Annotated in this window: 16 protein-coding genes; 10 read left to right on the forward strand and 6 right to left on the reverse strand. The window is 42.5% G+C overall.

The annotated features are described in order from the left end of the window. Position 1 precedes the first annotated feature (1 nt). Genes LLW17_RS00295 through LLW17_RS00305 form a run of 3 tightly spaced genes read right to left on the reverse strand, consistent with a single transcriptional unit; the run spans position 2 to position 3,560 of the window. On the reverse strand, positions 2-982 hold the full coding sequence (locus LLW17_RS00295) for an arabinan endo-1,5-alpha-L-arabinosidase (RefSeq protein ID WP_228228266.1): 981 nt from the start codon (positions 980-982) through the stop codon (positions 2-4). A 5-nt stretch (positions 983-987) separates the two neighbouring features. Further along, on the reverse strand, positions 988-1,986 hold the full coding sequence (locus LLW17_RS00300) for a glycoside hydrolase family 43 protein (RefSeq protein WP_228228267.1): 999 nt from the start codon (positions 1,984-1,986) through the stop codon (positions 988-990). Between the two features lie 29 nt (positions 1,987-2,015). Continuing rightward, positions 2,016-3,560, reverse strand: coding sequence for an alpha-N-arabinofuranosidase (locus LLW17_RS00305; RefSeq protein ID WP_228228268.1), 1,545 nt, complete (start codon positions 3,558-3,560; stop codon positions 2,016-2,018). 199 nt (positions 3,561-3,759) lie between these two features. Between LLW17_RS00305 and LLW17_RS00310 the strand changes: the two genes are divergently transcribed. The 6 genes from LLW17_RS00310 (at position 3,760) to LLW17_RS00335 (ending at position 9,007) form a co-directional block, all read left to right on the forward strand. Next, positions 3,760-4,449, forward strand: coding sequence for an NUDIX hydrolase (locus tag LLW17_RS00310; protein WP_228228269.1), 690 nt, complete (start codon positions 3,760-3,762; stop codon positions 4,447-4,449). A gap of 169 nt (positions 4,450-4,618) precedes the next feature. Further along, positions 4,619-5,524 carry a MerR family transcriptional regulator gene (locus tag LLW17_RS00315; protein ID WP_228228270.1) on the forward strand — a complete coding sequence of 302 codons (906 nt, stop codon included), beginning with the start codon at positions 4,619-4,621 and terminating at the stop codon, positions 5,522-5,524. An 8-nt stretch (positions 5,525-5,532) separates the two neighbouring features. Continuing rightward, positions 5,533-6,996 carry a bifunctional phytoene desaturase/3,4-desaturase gene (gene crtID / locus LLW17_RS00320; protein ID WP_228228271.1) on the forward strand — a complete coding sequence of 488 codons (1,464 nt, stop codon included), beginning with the start codon at positions 5,533-5,535 and terminating at the stop codon, positions 6,994-6,996. A 6-nt stretch (positions 6,997-7,002) separates the two neighbouring features. After that, positions 7,003-7,842, forward strand: coding sequence for a phytoene/squalene synthase family protein (locus LLW17_RS00325; protein ID WP_228228272.1), 840 nt, complete (start codon positions 7,003-7,005; stop codon positions 7,840-7,842). 1 nt (position 7,843) lies between these two features. Next, complete coding sequence (locus LLW17_RS00330) at positions 7,844-8,293, forward strand: sterol desaturase family protein (RefSeq protein WP_228228273.1); 450 nt, start codon at positions 7,844-7,846, stop codon at positions 8,291-8,293. Next, on the forward strand, positions 8,294-9,007 hold the full coding sequence (locus LLW17_RS00335; protein ID WP_228228274.1) for a YqjF family protein: 714 nt from the start codon (positions 8,294-8,296) through the stop codon (positions 9,005-9,007). Here the strand turns inward: LLW17_RS00335 and bshC are convergent. Next, positions 8,997-10,601, reverse strand: a complete 1,605-nt coding sequence (gene bshC / locus LLW17_RS00340; RefSeq protein ID WP_228228275.1) for a bacillithiol biosynthesis cysteine-adding enzyme BshC — start codon at positions 10,599-10,601, stop codon at positions 8,997-8,999. The two genes, LLW17_RS00335 and bshC, sit on opposite strands and share 11 nt — an antisense overlap. A gap of 123 nt (positions 10,602-10,724) precedes the next feature. On the opposite strand from bshC, the gene LLW17_RS00345 reads away from it, so the two are divergent. From LLW17_RS00345 to LLW17_RS00360, 4 genes are all read left to right on the forward strand, one after another. Continuing rightward, the gene (locus tag LLW17_RS00345) at positions 10,725-13,205 is read left to right on the forward strand and encodes a M14 family metallopeptidase (protein WP_228228276.1); all 2,481 of its coding nucleotides are present in this window, start codon (positions 10,725-10,727) and stop codon (positions 13,203-13,205) included. Positions 13,206-13,211: 6 nt separating this feature from the next. Beyond that, complete coding sequence (locus LLW17_RS00350; RefSeq protein ID WP_228228277.1) at positions 13,212-13,778, forward strand: mechanosensitive ion channel family protein; 567 nt, start codon at positions 13,212-13,214, stop codon at positions 13,776-13,778. A gap of 18 nt (positions 13,779-13,796) precedes the next feature. Continuing rightward, positions 13,797-16,655, forward strand: a complete 2,859-nt coding sequence (locus tag LLW17_RS00355; protein WP_228228278.1) for a M16 family metallopeptidase — start codon at positions 13,797-13,799, stop codon at positions 16,653-16,655. Between the two features lie 69 nt (positions 16,656-16,724). Next, complete coding sequence (locus LLW17_RS00360) at positions 16,725-17,729, forward strand: carboxypeptidase-like regulatory domain-containing protein (RefSeq protein WP_228228279.1); 1,005 nt, start codon at positions 16,725-16,727, stop codon at positions 17,727-17,729. Here LLW17_RS00360 and LLW17_RS00365 read toward each other — a convergent pair. Next, positions 17,692-18,135: a hypothetical protein gene (locus tag LLW17_RS00365; RefSeq protein ID WP_228228280.1), complete on the reverse strand. Its 444-nt coding sequence runs from the start codon at positions 18,133-18,135 to the stop codon at positions 17,692-17,694. The genes LLW17_RS00360 and LLW17_RS00365 overlap by 38 nt on opposite strands. A 31-nt stretch (positions 18,136-18,166) precedes the next feature. Beyond that, positions 18,167-19,474 carry a 30S ribosomal protein S12 methylthiotransferase RimO gene (gene rimO / locus LLW17_RS00370; RefSeq protein WP_228228281.1) on the reverse strand — a complete coding sequence of 436 codons (1,308 nt, stop codon included), beginning with the start codon at positions 19,472-19,474 and terminating at the stop codon, positions 18,167-18,169. Positions 19,475-19,485 lie beyond the last annotated feature (11 nt).

Genomic DNA, 19,485 nt, shown 5'->3' on the forward strand with positions numbered 1-19,485 from the left:
ATTAATCTACTATTTTAATATTTAAACCCGGCCAGCCTGTATCGTCCCAAGAGAGCTGAGCGATTTGCAGTTTTGGCTTCGCATTATCCTGCGCATCGTATGCGTGGAAAATGATATAATCTTTGTCATCAAAGGTATAGGCAGCGTTGTGCCCAGCTCCATACCAGTTCGCATTGCCTTCAAGGATAAGGGTTCCACCACCTGCGTTAAGGCTTTTGCCTTCCCGGTCAACATAGGGACCGGTTGCCTTTTTAGAACGGCCCACGACAACTTTATAGGTGCTGTTTTCTCCCCGGCAACACAAATCCCAGGATAGAAACAGGTAATACCAACCGTTCTTTTTAAAGATAAACGGAGCCTCAAGAGCCGCATCACCCGGGTTATCGTCTGCCAACTCAAAAGAGCGTTCTCTTCGTGCAATCGTGTACCATTCCTGAGGTTTTGCGATTGATTTTAAGTCGTCAGCAAGTTTGACCATTTTGAGGCCTTCCCAAAAACTTCCAAAAGCCAGCCAGGGCGTTCCTTTTTCATCAATGATCAAATTGGGATCAATGGCATTCCACAAATCCCGGTTGGGAATCGACTGAATTACTATTCCCTGATCTTCCCACTTATAGGCAGGATCGTTTGCATCTAATGTTGAATTTATTGTCAGGCCTATAGCTGATGTATTTTTCGCGAATGCGGAAACCGAATAATACAAATAGTATTTCCCGTTATGAAAACTGATGTCTGGAGCCCAGATATGATTGTTAAAATCCTGAGCAACCTCATCTGCCCAAACCGGCTCTTCCTGAAAAACCTGAGGCTGGCGTTCCCAGTTCTTCAAATCTGATGAACTGAAAACCGATATTCCCCTACCGGTACTAAACAGGTAAAACGTATTTCCCTCTTTAATCATTACCGGATCATGCACCCGTATGTCCTGAGCAAAAAAGCTTCCGTTGATTAGGAATACTAAAAGTGCAAGGTGCTTTTTCATTTATATTACGGTTGAATTCCCTCTGAGGTCATCACAATACGTTTGATGCTTCCGTCTTCATTGTAATACAGGCGATCTACACATACCGAACGATGATAACTACTTCCGTGAATAGGAATGCTCCCGTTATGATAAATAAAATACCAGTTGCCTTCAAACTCAATAATAGACTGGTGATTGGTATTGCTATTGCCGGCCACTTCATTTAAAATCCCTTTAAACTCCCAGGGACCGGTAACGGATTTAGACATCGCATAAGCTATTTTCTCAGGAAAGTCATACGCGTAAGACAGGTAATACCAATCGCCGCGTTTGTGGATGTAAGGAGCTTCGGTAAACTTGGGAAGATCAACGGTATGGATAGGACCGTCCATTTCAATCATAGTGTCTTTCAGCTTAATATATTTACAAACCCGATTACCCCAATATAGATACGGCGTGCCATCATCATCGATGAAAACGGTAGGATCGATATCGTCCCATCTTATATCAGTTTGCGTCGTCATATCATTTGTGATGAGCGCTTTACCAATGGCATCTTTCCAGGGTCCTTCCGGGCTGTCTGCCACGGCTACTCCTATAGCCTTTCCGGGTTTTGAATCATTATGCTCTGCGGTCACAAACCAGTAGAACTTACCATCCTTTTCAACAACCTCAGAAGCCCAGGCTGAATGAATAGCCCAATCAAAATCACTTGGTTTTAATGGAACGGGATGCTCCTTCCAGTTGACCATGTCGTCTGAAGAATACAGCAGCCACTCATCCATAATATAGCGCTCTTCATTTTCCGGCGCCTGATCGTGCCCGACATACAGATAGACCCGGCCGTTATGAACAAAAGCTGCGGGATCAGCCGTGTATTTATTGGTAATGATGGGATTGTTAAACGAACTTTCAAGTTCTTTAAAAAGTTCTTCCCCCCGCTCAGGATCCTGAGCTAAAGCGTTGTCAGACAACACAAAACACAGATATGAAAAAAATGCTATTCTAAGACTTTTGATCATAAGTCTCTATTTGATTTGTTGCTACGCTTTTAGTTTGCTTCAAGAACCACTACCGAAAACGGTGGTAACTCTACTTCAAGAGTTCCGTTTTTAAGCTTGAATTTTTTGAATTGTTCAGGCTGAATTTTTTCCGGCGACTCAAATGTGTTGTGATCTTCAAGTGTTTTTGAAGTTAGAATTGTTGCGCTGATATCTTTCAGTTTTAAAGCACCTACGGCTACGCTAACAGTATTTGATTTTTTAGAATCGATATTCACCAAAGAGATGTGAACCTTTCCTGCTGCATCTTTTGAAGCCGAAGCATTTACTGCCGGAAGCTTTTCACCATTAAACTCAAAGTCTGGCGTATTCAATTCGATAGGAATAAGCTGCGCATCCTGATGCACGTTGTACATTTTCATCACATGATAGGTAGGAGTCAGGATCATTTTCTCACCTTCGGTAAGAATAACCGCCTGAAGCACATTTACAACCTGAGCCAGATTGGCCATTTTCACACGTCTTGCATGATTGTGAAAGATGTTTAAAGTCATACCTGCAATCATCGCATCACGCATCGTATTCTGCTGAAATAAGAAGCCGGGATTGGTATCTTCCATAACATCATACCAGCCGCCCCACTCATCAACGATTAAGTCTACCTTGCCTTTAGGATCGTACTTATCCATGATTTCAACATGCTTGGTAATGAGTTCTTCCATTAACCAGGCCTGCTCCATAGTTTTAAAATACTGGTCTTCCGAAAAGCCTACAGAAGGTCCTTTTGCATTCCAGTCTATCACAGAATAATGGTGTAAAGCAACACCTTGCAGCAGGTTATGCGGAATGTCGCGCATCAAAACTTCCGTCCAGTGATAATCGTCGTTGCTGGCACCTGAAGCTATTTTATACAAACCGCCTTCTAGACCGGCATCAGACATAAAAGTGGCATATTTACGGTAGATATCAGCATAATATTCTACTCGCATATTTCCACCACAACCCCAGGCTTCGTTTCCTACACCCCAGTATTTTACACCCCAGGGCTTTTCACGGCCGTTTTCCTTTCGCCAATCGGACATTGGGCTGATTCCGTCAAAATTCACGTACTGCACCCAGTCAGCCAGTTCCTGTACTTCACCACTCCCCACGTTTCCGGCCAGGTAAGGTTCTGCTCCAAGCTCTTCGCAGAGATTTAAAAAGTTATGCGTACCAAAGCTGTTATCTTCGGTCACATTACCCCACCAGGTATTTACGATTGTAGGCCGCTCGCTTTGTGGCCCTACCCCGTCCTTCCAGTGATAGGTATCTGCAAAACAACCGCCCGGCCATCTCAGGTTGGGAATCTTCAAATCTTTTAAAGCATTGATAATGTCATTACGAACACCCTCTGTATTGGGAATATTACTTTTTTCGCCCACATAGAGACCGTCGTAAATACACCGTCCCAGATGCTCTGCAAAATGACCGTAAATATTTTTGTCAATTACGGGAGCTTCGTCTGATGGATTGAGTGATACTGTAGCCTGAGCCAAAGTGATCAGCGGAGTCAAAAAAAGAAGAAAAACCGGAAGAATACGGGTAGTACGTAACATAGAGTTTATTTTTTTAAATAAAACGTTTGCGCTATTGAAGCTTTGTTTTAAGTGTTAATTTCACATTTAACAAATTAAGGTAAAATTTTCTTAAAATCAAACCTACTTTTGAATATTTATGAAAACACAAAAGCCAGTAAGGGCCTAAACTGTGTAATCCACATTTGTTAATTAATTTTATATTTGTTAAAAAATTAAAATGTTAAGCAGCTATTCAACCGCAGATAAAGTGCTTCTGGCTCTGGACTGCATCATCTTTGGATTTGACCAGCATCAACTTAAAATCCTGCTTATTCAAAGAGACTTTGAACCTGAAAAAGGAAAATGGTCACTTATAGGAGGCTTTCTAAAACGCACCGAAACTCTGGATGATGCTGCAAAACGCATTCTCAATCACCTCTCCGGTCTTGATGACATCTATTTGGAACAGCTGTATACCTTTAGCGAAGTAGATCGCGATCCCGGCGAGCGCACACTTTCTACCGCATATTATGCCCTGATTAATAGTGAGGATCACAAACTTCTGGAAGACGGCGACTATACTGCAAAATGGTTTGACATTAAAGAGGCTCCCAACCTGATTTTTGACCACAATGAGATGGTACAAAAAGCAATCCTGAGATTACGCCGCAGGGCGGTGAGTAAACCTATTGGTTTTGAATTACTGCCTGAGAAATTCACGATGCTGCAATTGCAGAAACTTTATGAAGCCATTCTGGACGTCGAATTGGACAAACGCAACTTTATCAATAAAGTAAATGCGCTTGATATTCTGGTTAAACTCGATGAGAAGGATATGACTTCCTCCAGAAAAGGCTCTTACCTCTATCAGTTTGATAAAGAGAAGTACGACCAAAAGATCGAGGAAGGTTTTACCTTTAAAATCTAGTGTAATTGAGGCGTTAAGACTCCTCTTCCATTAGGTATTCATTAACAATCTGTGCGTTATAGCCCCGGTTATCTTAATTAAATCCCAATTTTAATCCTTTTGTATAAGAATTTCCTCATTCTTTTAAACAAAGAATTAAATTTGAGAGTTGATCGGCTTATAACCACATATGGATGCAGTAAAATCTACTTTCAGTATAAAAGATCTGGAATGCTTTGGAGGTGTGAAAGCGCACACCATACGTATGTGGGAGCGCAGGTATAATCTTTTGGAACCCAAGCGTACCGACACCAATATTCGATATTACGATCTGGCCGATCTGCAAAAACTACTCAATGTCACGTTTCTGCTTCAGCACGACTATAAAATTTCTAAAGTAGCAGAACATTCAACCGAAGAGATTGCTCATCTGGTTCAGGAATTCCTTAAGAAAAACCGGCTTGGCTCTAATTATCACGCTATTAGTTCGTTTAAAATAGCGATGATGAATTTTGATCACCATTTGTTTACCAAAACGTTTAATACGCTTTCGGAGAAAATGGAGTTTAGAAAGATATTTTTTCAGGTATTCATCCCGCTTCTTGAGGAGATTGGCCTGCTTTGGCAATCCAACGCCATAAACCCGGCACACGAGCATTTTATTTCCAATCTTATACGTCAAAAAATGCAGGTAAAGATTGAAAGTTATAGTGCCAACAACAAGAGTACGAGTTCTAAAACCTTTGTTTTATTTCTTCCTGAAAATGAAATCCACGATCTGGGACTTATATTCCTCAATTACGAAGTAGCCGCAAAAGGCTTCAAATACATTTATCTAGGTCAAAGTATTCAGACCGAAAGTTTAAAATATCTGGTAAGCGCACTGCCCGATGCTCATTTTGTGAGTTATATGACCATAAATAGCAACGGGATTAGTATTGCTGAATTTGCCCGGCAATTCAACCGGGATGTAGAAAGCGATAAAGTACCTCTATATTTGTTAGGTCGCCTCATTCACGAAGAAAATCAGGCAGATATGCCTTCAAATGTAAAACTCATTAAAACCATTGAAGCGTTTCAGACGCTTTTAAATTAATACAAATCATGCCAAAAAAGATTGCTGTTTTAGGATCAGGATTTTCAGCTCTGGCTGCCTCTGCTTATCTGGCTAAAGCCGGTCACGATGTTCATATTTACGAGAAAAACAGTTCTGCCGGAGGGCGCGCGAGACAATTAAAAAGGGAAGGCTTTACTTTTGACATGGGCCCTTCCTGGTACTGGATGCCTGATGTCTTTGAACGCTTTTTTCAGGATTTTGGCAAGTCGGCCTCAGATTATTACAGTCTGGAGAAACTGGGCCCTGCCTATAGGGTATATTTTGGCCCCGGTGACTACATCAGTATTCCCGACACCCTGGAGAAAATAAAATTGATTTTCGAACAGGAAGAACCCGGAAGCGGTGCAAAACTGCAGCGCTTTATAGACGAAGCCGGCAAAAACTACGATGTGGCCATAAAAGATTTGGTATACAGACCGGGAGTTTCCCCTCTTGAGCTGGTTACACCGGCAACCATAAAAAAAATAGGAAGCTTTTTTAGCACCATAAGTAAAGACGTACGCAAATCATTTAAAAACCCAAAGCTTGTACAAATTTTGGAGTTTCCGGTATTGTTTCTGGGTGCTAAACCACAGGATACCCCGTCTTTTTACAGCTTTATGAATTACGCTGATTTTGGGATCGGAACCTTTCATCCTAAAACCGGTATGCACGCCGTTGTAGACGCTATGACCAGTCTGGCGACAGAACTGGGAGTTACCTTCCATTTTAATAGTGAAGTGAGTCGCATTCGTACCCAGGGCAATAAGGCTATAGGTATTGAAGTCAACAATAAATCAGTTGAAGCAGATGTTGTTTTAAGCGGGGCAGACTACCATCATACGGAGACCCTTCTGCCTCAAAAACTGAGACAGTATTCTGAAAAATACTGGGAAAGCCGGGTATTTGCCCCTTCTTCTCTCCTGTTTTATGTAGGTTTTGATAAGAAAGTTGAAAACGTTGATCACCATACCTTATTTTTTGATGTGGACTTTGAGCAACACGCACGGGATATTTACGATAATCCCGAGTGGCCAGACGAACCCTTATTTTACGCAAACTTCCCTTCAAAAACAGACGCTACTATGGCTCCGGAAGGAAAAGAAGCCGGCTTTTTTCTGATTCCGCTTGCTCCGGGTCTGTATGATTCACAGGAATTACGTGATACCTATTTTGATATCATCCTAACCAGACTTGAGAAGATCACCAATCAAAAGCTCAAAAAAAATATTATATTTAAAGAGTCTTTTTGTGTAAATGACTTTGTAGAAGTATATCATTCCTATAAAGGTAACGCCTACGGGATGGCCAATACGCTGCTTCAAACTGCATTCTTAAGACCTAAGTTAAAGAGTAAAAAAGTTGCTAATTTATATTTCACCGGTCAATTAACAGTTCCGGGACCCGGAGTACCTCCTGCTTTGATTTCGGGAAAACTTACAGCAGGTTTAATTACCAAAAAGAACAATTGAAAAAGAATGAAACAAATTTTTGACAACGTATCCCTTTCCTGTTCAGAAACCGTAACGCGCTCCTACAGCACTTCGTTTTCTACGGCTACTCGCATGCTCTCGCCGGGCATACGTCAGGACATTCACAACATTTACGGTTTTGTACGCTTTGCTGATGAAATCGTCGATACCTTTCACGATTACGATAAAGAAACTCTTTTTAAGCGTTTTGAAATCGATCTCGAAAACGCCCTTACCGATCGCATAAGCCTAAACCCGATTCTCAATTCTTTTCAGAATACCTATCACAAATATGGAATTGAAAAACATCTGGTAGATGCGTTTATGAACAGTATGCGTCTTGATCTAAGTAAAAACAAATACCTTACCGAAGAAGAATACAAAAATTACATTTACGGTTCTGCAGATGTGGTAGGCCTTATGTGCCTTACCGTTTTTGTAAAGGGTGATCGCCAGAAGTATGAAGAACTCAAAGATTGCGCGATGAGTCTGGGTTCTGCTTTTCAAAAAGTAAACTTCTTACGCGATCTCAAGGCAGACCACGAAGAATTAAGTCGCACCTACTTTCCCAACACCAACCTTAACGAACTTGACGAAGCTTCAAAACAACGTATCATAACAGAAATTGAGGCCGATTTTGCTAAAGGACTCGCGGGGATTTGTAAATTGCCGGTAGAAGCAAAATTTGGGGTTTACACCGCTTACCGCTATTACAAAAAGCTGTTGAGTAAACTTAAAAACACCCCTTCGCTGGAAATTAAAAACGCACGTATACGAGTTCCTAACTATGTAAAAGCATCATTGCTGGCGCGCAGTTATGTGAAATACAGATTAAATCTTATATAAAATGCAGGCATTACTTTGGATTGCTGTTTTTGTACTTACCTTTTTTATCATGGAGTTTATGGCGTGGTTTACCCATAAATACGTAATGCACGGGTTTCTCTGGGTATTACACCGAGACCATCATCATAAAGACCATGGTTCCTGGTGGGAACGCAACGACTTCTTCTTTATTTTCTATGCCCTTATAAGCATAGGTTGTTTTTTGCTTTGGCAATATGAAAATGTATGGATTGGACTGCCCATCGGACTGGGTATTTTTGCCTACGGGGTAACCTACTTTATGGTTCACGATATCTTTATACACCAGCGTTTTAAACTTTTTAGAAACGCAAACAACTGGTACGCAAAAGGCATCAGACGGGCGCACAAAATTCACCACAAACACCTGGGCAAGGGAGATGGTGAATGTTTCGGGATGCTCATTCCTCCGCTTAAATACTTTAAAAGGTAGATGAGTTTTCTCACCGCGCACTGGAAATACCTGTGCTTTGCAAACTATGCAATCGATCCCGCGATCTTAGAGCCTTATCTTCCTCCTCATACCGAACTCGATTTTTTTGAGGGGAAGTGTTACGTAAGCCTGGTGGGATTCTTATTTGATGATGTTAAGCTTAAAGGAATTCCCATCCCGTTTCACCGCAGTTTTGAAGAGATCAACTTACGCTTTTATGTACGGTATAAGGATGGAAACATCTGGAAGCGCGGTACGGTATTTATCTCTGAAATTGTGAACAAACCGGCCATTGCCTGGGTTGCAAACACTTTGTATAACGAAAAATACAGTGTTTATAAAATGCATTACAAACATGATCTTACCAAAGAAGAAAACTTTTTTAGCTACGGCATACATCTGGAAGATCACTGGAATTTAATGCAGGTCGCCACATCCCCTGAAGCTAAAAGCTACGATCCTAAAGGGATTACAGCCTTTATCACAGAGCATTTTTGGGGTTACAGCAAAAAATCAGATACCCAAACCTGGGAATATGAGGTCAAACACCCGCTGTGGAAAAGCTATGACATACTCGATTACGAGATTGTTTTTGATTTCGAAAGGTTTTACGGTGAAGCGTTTAGCGATCTCTCTACCCGGGAACCCGATAGCATTCAATGTATGGACGGCTCTGCTATTAGCATCGAAGGCAAAAAGCTTATCAAAAACTAATTACCGTAAATCGGTAATCAAGCGGGTCGAGAGCTTCAAACAACTGCGGAAGCAAATCTGCTCCGTATTCTGCATAAAACTCCGAGAAATTGAACACCCGCTCCTGTAAATTCTGAGCCGGAAAGAGTTCGTTTTGAATCAGTGTAAAGCGTTGTACGTGATCGCTTAACTTTCGCTTTTGAGCTTTCAGCAGGCGTTTCTCCAGATTATCTAGCCCTTTTAATTGTTTTACTTCCTGAGCTTTTACAGCTCCTAAAAAGGATTTATCGGTTTGCTCTGCGAGTTCGTATAAAGCTTCAAACTGCTTTACCAAATGTTGTTTTTGAGGCGAAAAATCAATGTCGATATTCGAAATTTTACGAATTTTTCGATTGACCAGGTCATTTTGACTCAGGAACAATTCGTTTAGACTTATATCCAGTTTTTCGAGTTTTTCCTTCTGCTTTTCTGTAATTAACAAGGCTGAATTACGCAACATCAGCATTGGGAAAGTCACCCCTACAGCATCAAAATAAGTTTTGAGCTCCAGCCAGTATGCGATTTCTCCTCCACCGCCTATGTATGCCAGATTCGGCAAAATCACTTCCTGATAAAGCGGACGCATAATCACGTTAGGACTGAAAGCTTCCGGTGTGGATTGCAATTTTTCTAAAAGCTCAGCTTCCGAAAACTGAAGCTCGGTATCGTTTACAAAATAGCTTCCGTCCTGCTTAATGATACGTTCGCGAAGACCTTCCGCCAGGTAAAATAAATTGATTTCCCGGGCATTCACCTGTACCGAATACCCATTTTCCTCTAATTTTTCAGCCTGAGTAGATACCAGGTCAAAGGCTTTCTGCTCCAGCAATTCCTGCTTCATATAAGGCGCAAAAACTGCTTTTAAATCGTGATCGTTTCCATCTACAATCACCAGACCGTATTCGCCAAAAAGCCGGTGCGCTAAAAATCGCGTAGCATCAGCCAGATTATCTGTTTTTAAATAAGCCGTTTCAAAAAGCTGAGCCAGTTCCTGAGCAATGCGTGTAGTTCCCAATTCTGCCTGCAAACGCTCGTAAACAGCGTCAAGGCCGTCGTTGTTTAGCGCACCAACGGCACCTTTGTCATTATCTGTGATATCTTCCCGGTTCCATTGTATTTTCTTACCGTGAAGTCTGAAGTAATTGATTTCGTCAAAATCGTGGTCTTCTGTCGCCATCCAATACACCGGCACAAAATTCGAATCAGGGTAAGTTTCTTTTAGCTTTCGCGAAAGCGTAATGGTGCTGATAATTTTATACATAAAATAAAGCGGTCCGGTAAACAGATTGAGCTGATGCCCGGTCGTGACAGTATAGGTATTGGGCAAGGCCAAAAGATCAAGCGCCTCCTGAGTTTCAGCCATCTGCTCAAAACCTGCATATTGATTTCGCAAAGCGGAAACCAAAACCTTACGATTTTCATTAGAAAATTTCTTTTGTTCAATCTGAGCTTTAAAATTTTCCAGCGTAGGGAACTGCCCATAAAACCCCGAAAGATTCTCATCCTGATTCAAATAATCACAAATAAGCTTTGAAAAATAACCGGTGTCTGAATAGGGAATTTTATGCGTGGACATGTACTGTTTTTTACAGGGTAAAATAATACGAATAGGGTGTTAACAGCCCCAAATTTACGTTAATTCGCACAGATGACTTCGCTCTAATTTTAGTAGTTTTAAAGCTTCTAAAATACAATGCAGATGATTCGATCCTTTTTCCTCCTGTTCACCTTTACGTGCACGATTCTTTCGGCACAAAACCTTCAAAGTCCGTCTGATTTTTTAGGCTATGAGATTGGCACCGAATTTACCCGGCACGCCAATGTTGTTTCCTATTTTAAGCACGTAGCAGAGCAGTCTGACTGGGTTACTTATCAGGAATATGGAAAAACAAACGAACGCAGACCCCTTACCTATGCCGTGATTTCAACACCTGAAAATTTGGCCAATCTGGAGACCATTCGCACCAATCAGTTAAAAAATGCCGGTGTAGAAAATGGTACAGCCACTCCTGACAAGGCCATAGTTTGGCTTAGTTATAATGTACACGGTAATGAGGCCAGCAGCACCGAGGCTTCGATGCTTACCCTTTACGACCTGATCACCACAAAAAAAGAATGGCTAAAAAACACCGTAGTAATCATAGATCCCTGTGTAAATCCCGATGGAAGAGATCGTTATGCTAACTGGTACAATCAAGTTAAATCCAGCCCTTACGACACCAACCCTGATGCGATTGAGCACAATGAGCCCTGGCCTGGTGGTCGTCCCAATCATTATCTTTTTGACCTAAACCGCGACTGGGCCTGGGCGACACAGATTGAAACCCAACAGCGTCTCAAAGTATATAATCAGTGGATGCCGCATATTCACGTAGATTTTCACGAACAGGGCATTAACGAACCCTATTATTTTGCGCCTGCTGCAGAACCTTTTCACGATATCATAACTCCGTTTCAACGGGATTTTCAAACTCAAATAGGTGCCAACCACGCCAAATACTTTAACAAAAACGGTTGGTTGTTTTTTACCCGGGAGCGTTTTGACCTGCTGTATCCCAGCTATGGCGATACCTACCCTACCTACACGGGTGCGATTGGAATGACTTACGAGCAGGCCGGTAATGGCGGTGCGGGTCTGGGTATTAAAACATCAGATGGCGAAGTACTCACCCTGGTAGATCGTGTGCAGCATCATTTTACTACCGGAATTTCAACTGTGGAAATTGCCTCTCAAAATGCCAAAAAACTGAATACGGAATTCAAAAAATACTTCAGTTCTCCTGATGTGGCGTACAAAAGCTTTACCCTTAGCGGCGAGGCCGATCATTTGCAGGCGTTGGCCGATTTGTTTGACATTCACGGAATCAGCTATCAATTTACCGGAAAAGGTAAAACCAGCGGTTACAACTATACCTCCCAGAAAGACGAAAGCCTTTCTTACGACCGGGCGCTTGTTGTAAGTACCGACCAGCCTAAAGGAAAACTGGTTCACGTCTTGCTTGAACCTGAAGCCGCACTTTCGACTCCCTTAACCTATGATATTACTGCCTGGAGCTTGCCTTACGCTTATGGACTTAATGCGGTTGCAAGTAGTTCTGCCGGCTCATCTACTGCAGATTCAGCAGTAAATGCAGTTTCCAATACGGCAAATACTAATTCTGCCGGATATATAAGCAAATGGAACAGTATGCAGGATGCACGTTTCTTGGCCGCCATGCTGAAAGAAAACATAAAAGTACGTTTTAGCGAAAAAGCATTTCGTCTTGAGAATAAAGACTACCCGGCAGGAAGCCTGGTGATTACGCGAAGCGACAATATGAATCATTCAGCATTTGATCAGAAACTGGTTGAGATCGCTAATGAATTCGAACGAAGATTAACGCCATCTTCAACGAGTTTTGCCAGCGCGGGGCCGGACTTTGGTTCGCCAGACGTCAAACTCATCAATAAAGCTAAAATCGCGATGCTCACTGGCGAGCAGACGAGTTCGTTAAGCTACGGTGCCACCTGGCATTTCTTTGAGCAACAATTAGACTACCCGGTGACTTCAATTCGCGCAGACGAATTTAGCCGCGTCAATCTTAATGATTACGATGTGCTGGTGATGCCTGACGGAAGGTATTCGCTTTCAGACGAAGCCTTAGACCAAATAAGAAGCTGGGTTCGCTCCGGTGGAAATGTGGTTGCCATACGCGGGGCACTTAGAGCTTTTGCAGACCAGGACGGTTTCAGTCTTAAAAAAGCTGAGGATTCTGAAGAACATGCGGAAGATTCAATCGCTGCAAAGCTAATTCCCTATAAAGACCGCGAAATGCAAAGCTCAAAAGATCTTATAAGCGGAAGCATTTTTGAAACTCAGGTAGACAACTCGCATCCATTGGCTTTTGGCTATGACGACACCTATTACAGTTTAAAAATTGGAGATCAGGCTTATCAATTACTCGATGCCGGTTATAATGTGGCCTATCTGGGCGAAAACCCTAAAAATGTTTCGGGCTTTGCGGGTGCCGATGCCCTTACCGGTTTAAAAAACTCCCTGATTTTTGGTCAGGAACCTATGGGACGCGGTAGTCTGATATATCTGGCCGATGATCCGTTATTTCGCGCCTTTTGGGAAAATGGAAAGCTCTTTTTTGTAAACGCTCTGTTTATCGCTAATCCTTCATCGTATAGAAATTAATTTGCCGTGAATTTTATAGAACTCAAAATACTTGAAAGTATCATTTTTTTGGCCGTGTTGCTGCTTATTCGCTACATGGTTTCCAAACTTATTATAAGACGCTATCTGCGTGCGAATTTTGATATTACCCGAAAGCAGATTACCATAAAAGTACTTAACATCCTATTTTTTGTGGTCCTGGGTTTTTCTCTGGCAATGATCTGGGGACTTAAAGGAGCAGATGTTATTGCAGGTATTGGCTCTATTTTGACCATTTTAGGAGTTGCTTTTTTTGCACAATGGTCGTTACTGAGCAACATCACTTCGGGACTTATTCTCTTTTTCAATCATCCGCTAAAAATTGGGGATTATGTCGAAATTGTAGATAAGGATTTCCCGATGGCCGGTCGCGTAGAAAACATTACACTATTCTTTTTGCACCTGCGGAATAAGGACAATCACGTCTATACGCTTGCCAATACCATAGTTACTCAAAAAACCATGCGCATTATGAAGCCCGAAGAGTTTTTTGAAGAAAACCCAATAGAAAAAGAGGACGACGGCGAAGCAAACCGTTCTCAAATAGAAGATTAACCTGTTTACGCCTTTAAAATGATCCAAAAAATCACTGTCCTGTTACTCGTTGCCTGTGCTTTTACAGCCTGCAAAACCGAAACAAAAACCGAAACAAAAACCGAAGAATTCCAATCAGACTTTGAAGTAAGTTATGAAGCATACACCTTAGATAACGGGCTCACGGTAATTCTGCATCAGGACACCTCAGATCCTGTGGCAGCGGTTGCACTTACCGCGCACGTGGGCTCTGCCCGTGAGAAAGAAGGACGTACCGGTTTTGCTCATCTCTTTGAGCACCTCCTGTTTTTAGAATCTGAAAACCTGGGTAAAGGCGGTCTTGATAAACTAAGCGCCCGTGTAGGTGGCAGCGGAGCTAATGGATCGACCAACCGGGATCGTACCAATTACTTTCAGACCGTACCCAGCGACGCGCTGGAGAAGATGATTTGGGCCGAAGCGGATAAGCTGGGCTATTTCATCAATACGGTAACTGAACCGGTTTTGGCCAAAGAAAAGCAGGTGGTTAAGAACGAAAAGCGTCAGAGCTACGATAACCGTCCGTACGGGCACGAGCGCTATGTGATTCATAAAAATCTATATCCTACAGATCATCCGTACAACTGGCAGGTGATTGGTTCGCTTGAAGATTTGCAAAACGCGACCCTGGCTGATGTTAAAGAATTCTACAACCGCTGGTATGTGCCCAATAATGTGACGCTGAGCATTGCAGGAGACTTTGACCCGGCTCAGGTAAAGGAATGGGTTCAAAAGTATTTTGGTGAAATCCCTCGTGGCGAAGAAGTTACTCCGCTTGAAAAACGTATTCCAACTTTAGAGACTACCAAAAGTCTTTTTTACGAAGACAATTTCGCTCGCCTGCCACAGCTTACGATGACCTGGCCGGCTCCTGCTGAATATACGGCTGATTCGTACGCGCTAAGCGTACTTACAACCTATCTCTCTGAAGGAAAGAAAGCACCGCTCAACAGCATCCTTGTTGATACGCTTCAGCTTGCAACCAACCCGTCTATGCGTTACTTCGGTTCTGAACTGGCCGGGGAAGTGAGTCTTAGCGTACGTGCCAATGCAGGGGTCGATCTCGATTCGGTACAAACCGGGATTGAGCAGGCTTTTGCGCTTTTTGAGGCAAACGGAATCAGCGAACGGGATCTCGAGCGCATCAAAGCCACACAGGAAACCCGCTTTTTCAATAGCCTGAGCAGTGTTCTAGGCAAAGGTTTTCAACTGGCGCAATATCAGATTTTTGCCGGAAGCCCGGGTTACATCAATCAGGATATTAAAGAAATACAGGCGGTTACTGCCGCTGACGTAAAGGCAGCCTACGATACTTACATCAAAGGCAAAAATTATGTAGTAACCAGTTTTGTCCCCAAAGGCGAAGCTGTTCTGGCTCTCGAAGGAGCAGAACCGGCTGAAGTTGTGGAAGAGCAAATCGTAAACGGTGCCGAAGAAAGCTTTGATCCATCACTAACTGCTGAATACGAGCGTACACCTTCCTCATTTGACCGCAGCATTGAACCACCTTACGGCAAATCACCTGAGATTAAAGTTCCGGAAGTCTGGTCGCAACAAGTAGAAAACGGACTTCAGGTTTATGGCATCCTCAGTGATGAAGTGCCTCTGGTAAATTTTGAATTCAAAATGCAAGGCGGTTTGCTCCTGGAGCCCGAAAATAAAAACGGGGTTGCCAATCTTACCGCAGGATTAATGACCAAAGGTACCGCAACCAAAAACACAGCCGAGCTTGAAGAAGCTTTAGATTTGCTGGGTGCTTCGGTTTACGTATATGCCGGCTCTGAAAGCATCACGTTACGCGGAACAACTCTGGCCCGCAATTTTGATCAGACGATGGTTTTAGTCTCTGAAATACTTTTACAACCACGCTGGGATGCTTCAGAATTTGAACTTCAGAAAAAAGAAGTGCTCACCCGCATTCAACAGCAAAAAGCAGATCCGGGTAGTATTGCCGATCTCGCTTTCGCGAAAGCCATATACGGAAAGGACCATGTGCTGGCCAAAAACATTCTGGGCACCACGCAATCTGTTGAAGCCCTTCAGCTTGAAGATTTAAAGAACTATTACGAAAATCTGGTTCCCAATCTCACCGATGTGCAACTCGTAGGGGCATTAAATGAAGCTACAGCCCTTTCGGCATTAGAACCACTCGTGACAAATTGGACGCGCAAGGAAGTGAGCATTCCCGCTCCAAAATTTGATAAAACGCCTGAAAAACCGGTTGTTTATTTTCTGGACGTGCCTGATGCCAAACAGTCTCAGTTGCGGTTTGGTTATGTAGCCCTTGCCGCTTCAAACCCTGATTATTTACCGGCAACGATGATGAATTACCGTTTGGGTGGTGGTGGTTTTGCCAGTGAACTTACCCAAATGCTGCGCGAAACCAAAGGCTATACCTATGGCATTCGTTCCCGTTTTGAGGGTTCTGCCCTGCCCGGTCCCTTCCTGGTGACCAGCGGAGTCCGCAGCAATGTAACTGCAGAAAGTACGCAGCTTGTACGTGATATTATGAGCAGCTATGCGACTGATTTTGATGAAGAAGATCTCGAACTTACCAAAGGCTATTTCTTAAAAAGTGAAGCCCGCAATTTTGAAACTCCGGGCGCCAAATTGAGTTATCTGGGCGAAATTGCTACGTTCAACTATAAGCCAGACTATATCCTGAAGCAACAGGAAACGATGAAAACCATCACACTCGATAAGATTAAGTCACTTGCAAATACCTATGCAAATCCTGACAGGATGATCTATATAATTGTAGGCGATGCTAAAACCCAATTACAAAAAGTGAAAGATTTGGGTCTTGAAGTTCAGATCGTTACTGAAAATCTGGAGCCACAGCCAGCTTTAAAAAAATAAAGTTCAGAAATTTCGTTATTTGAAAACTATTAGTGTAGTTTTATAACTATACTAATAGTTTTTCTTTTCATGAGGTATTTGATACGTGTATTGGGGCTGTGTCTTTCGCTTTCGGGCTTTGCACAGGATAGACTTTCGGGTTACGTTTATAGTGCTCAGGATTCTACCGCACTGGCAGATGTTTCCATTTATTTTGACGGAACGACTTTAGGTACAATTACCAATAAGGACGGCCATTACTCGATTGCTATACAGCCGGGAGTAAAGAGTGCTTTGGTGATTAGTATGCTGGGTTATAATCCCGTATACATTAATAATTATCAAAACATAAGCGAACTTCCTGTTGTTTACTTAACGGAAAGCACCGAGCAACTGGGTGAAGTCTTTCTGGAAACCGACCCCTGGTCTCGGGAGCATAAAATGCGGGAATTTAAACGGGAGTTTTTAGGCGGAACTGAGGTGTCTAAAAACGTGAAAATCCTCAATGAAGAAGTTATAAAACTGCATTACAGCGCTTCAAAAAAAAGGCTGGTTGCCTGGGCCACTAAACCCATTCAAATCGAAAACAAGTATCTGGGCTACGTAATAGACTATGAGTTGCAGGACTTTTACATCGATTATGAAAAGAGCCTAAAATCTGACCTGAATCTGGTATATATGGTTTACTACGCGGGGACCAGCTTTTTCAGAGAACTTAAACCTAAAGTACCCCGGCGTTTCAAAAAGCACCGCGATGAAGCCTTTGAAGGTTCGACCCTTCATTTTATGAGGTCACTCGCAAATCAAAAACTTGGGGAGCACGGTTTCCGTATTTTTCACAAAAGTTTTGAAGTAGCCCCCTATCAGTTTTTTAAGTTGCAACAGGGTGAAGAAAACATACACGTAGAGCAAACGGCAGAACAACTTTCTATTCTTTTTGATAATGACCAGCAGTCTTCTATTACGGCTAAAGTACCATTTCAAATTGATAAATTTGGCAATCATTTTCCACCTTCGGGGATTATAATTGGAGGTGCCATGGGGAGAAGACGTCTCGCTATGATGCTTCCGCAAAATTATAAGCTTCAGCCCTAGACGAGTTCTCCTGAACAAATTCTTTATTAAAGAATGCCAGATCTTCTTCCTTGAAATAATCGAGATCCATCATTTCGCCAGAACCGAGGCCTGCGTTGATCGTCAGGCTTTTATCGGTAAGTTTAATTGATTTGATTGCTTTCCTGTCAAACACAATCGGCTTTTGCTCCGGAGCCTTTAGAATCAGCTTTTTAGAATCCCACTTAATCACAGAGAATAATCGCTTATTGTAGAGTTGGTAGGCTAGAACGGTCAGCATAACTACACCAAATATCAGATACGACCAATTTAAGACAGAGCCGGAATCTAGAGCATATTCTATACCGCCCACAATCAAATACAAAAAACCAAAAATCAATAAATAGTTGCGTTGCTTTTTATGCAGTTTAGAGGTAATTGTAGTCATCAGAGTTTATTTTACTCCTAAAACTAAACATTTAATTTGTAACCGGCTCGGCGTATAAGTCAAAATCTTCGGCTTCGGTGATTTTAACCCGGGTATACTCTCCGGTTTTCAAATAATGTTTCGTGGCGTCTATCAAAACTTCGTTATCCACATCCGGTGAATCAAATTCGGTTCTGCCCACGAAATAGTTCCCTTCTTTACGGTCAATCACGATACGGAACTCCTTCCCTATTTTTTCCTGATTCAATTCCCAGCTGATCTGCGACTGCAAGGCCATAATCTCGTTGGCACGCTCCATCTTTACGTCTTCCGGAACATCATCTTCCAGATTATACGCGTGGGTATTTTCTTCGTGCGAGTAGGTAAAACAACCCAAACGCTCAAAACGCATTTCTTTTACCCAATCGCGTAGCAACTCAAAATCTTCCTGAGTTTCGCCCGGATAACCCACAATCAAGGTTGTACGTATCGCCATTTGCGGTACTTTCTCCCGGAAGGTCTTCAATAACGCATTGGTTTTTTCGTAGGTAGTACCACGACGCATCGACTTCAGCAATTTGGTTGAAATATGCTGTAACGGAATGTCGATATAATTACACACCTTTGGTTCTTCGAGCATCACATCCAGCACATCCATTGGGAAACCGGTAGGAAACGCGTAATGCAGACGAATCCATTCTATGCCTTCCACCTTTACCAGCTCGCGCAAAAGCTTGGCAAGTGCCCGCTCCTTGTATAAATCAAGCCCATAATAGGTAAGATCCTGAGCGATTAGAATAAGTTCCTTAATTCCGTTTGCGGCTAGTTTTTCGGCTTCGATAACCAGGTTTTCAATCGGCGTACTTTTATGTCCACCACGCATCAATGGGATTGCACAAAACGAGCAGGGACGGTCACAACCTTCGGCTATTTTTAAATACGCATAATTTTTTGGCGTAGTCGTTAAGCGCTCACCGATGAGTTCGTGCTTGTAATCTGCACCTAAAGCCTTCAGTAATAACGGAAGTTCGGTAGTACCAAAATACTGATCTACATTAGGAATTTCCTTCTGCAAATCGGGTTTATAACGTTCGGAAAGGCAACCCGTAACAAAAACCTTATCAACCAGGCCGTCTTCCTTCTTTTGTACGTATTCAAGAATGGTATTCACCGATTCTTCTTTCGCGTTAGCGATAAAACCACAGGTATTAATCACCACGACATTCCCTTCCTCCTCGTGCGCAACCTCTTTATTGTTGGCACGCAACTGGCCCATCAACACTTCACTGTCATAAACGTTCTTCGAGCAACCCAGAGTTACCACGTTTATTTTGTTCTTCTTAAGGGTTTTAGTACGCATAAGGCTCTTTA

Origin of the sequence: Leeuwenhoekiella parthenopeia (genome assembly GCF_020782115.1) — a bacterium.
Taxonomy (GTDB): domain Bacteria; phylum Bacteroidota; class Bacteroidia; order Flavobacteriales; family Flavobacteriaceae; genus Leeuwenhoekiella; species Leeuwenhoekiella parthenopeia.

What these genes read in the sequence shown, in the direction of transcription:
- LLW17_RS00365 (WP_228228280.1), bottom strand. Translation starts at nt 18,135, where the DNA reads ATGACTACAATTACCTCTAAACTGCATAAAAAGCAACGCAACTATTTA.
- LLW17_RS00330 (WP_228228273.1), top strand. Translation starts at nt 7,844, where the DNA reads ATGCAGGCATTACTTTGGATTGCTGTTTTTGTACTTACCTTTTTTATC.
- LLW17_RS00345 (WP_228228276.1), top strand. Translation starts at nt 10,725, where the DNA reads ATGATTCGATCCTTTTTCCTCCTGTTCACCTTTACGTGCACGATTCTT.
- LLW17_RS00335 (WP_228228274.1), top strand. Translation starts at nt 8,294, where the DNA reads ATGAGTTTTCTCACCGCGCACTGGAAATACCTGTGCTTTGCAAACTAT.
- LLW17_RS00310 (WP_228228269.1), top strand. Translation starts at nt 3,760, where the DNA reads ATGTTAAGCAGCTATTCAACCGCAGATAAAGTGCTTCTGGCTCTGGAC.
- rimO (WP_228228281.1), bottom strand. Translation starts at nt 19,474, where the DNA reads ATGCGTACTAAAACCCTTAAGAAGAACAAAATAAACGTGGTAACTCTG.
- bshC (WP_228228275.1), bottom strand. Translation starts at nt 10,601, where the DNA reads ATGTCCACGCATAAAATTCCCTATTCAGACACCGGTTATTTTTCAAAG.
- LLW17_RS00355 (WP_228228278.1), top strand. Translation starts at nt 13,797, where the DNA reads ATGATCCAAAAAATCACTGTCCTGTTACTCGTTGCCTGTGCTTTTACA.
- crtID (WP_228228271.1), top strand. Translation starts at nt 5,533, where the DNA reads ATGCCAAAAAAGATTGCTGTTTTAGGATCAGGATTTTCAGCTCTGGCT.
- LLW17_RS00315 (WP_228228270.1), top strand. Translation starts at nt 4,619, where the DNA reads ATGGATGCAGTAAAATCTACTTTCAGTATAAAAGATCTGGAATGCTTT.
- LLW17_RS00325 (WP_228228272.1), top strand. Translation starts at nt 7,003, where the DNA reads ATGAAACAAATTTTTGACAACGTATCCCTTTCCTGTTCAGAAACCGTA.
- LLW17_RS00360 (WP_228228279.1), top strand. Translation starts at nt 16,725, where the DNA reads ATGAGGTATTTGATACGTGTATTGGGGCTGTGTCTTTCGCTTTCGGGC.
- LLW17_RS00305 (WP_228228268.1), bottom strand. Translation starts at nt 3,560, where the DNA reads ATGTTACGTACTACCCGTATTCTTCCGGTTTTTCTTCTTTTTTTGACT.
- LLW17_RS00295 (WP_228228266.1), bottom strand. Translation starts at nt 982, where the DNA reads ATGAAAAAGCACCTTGCACTTTTAGTATTCCTAATCAACGGAAGCTTT.
- LLW17_RS00300 (WP_228228267.1), bottom strand. Translation starts at nt 1,986, where the DNA reads ATGATCAAAAGTCTTAGAATAGCATTTTTTTCATATCTGTGTTTTGTG.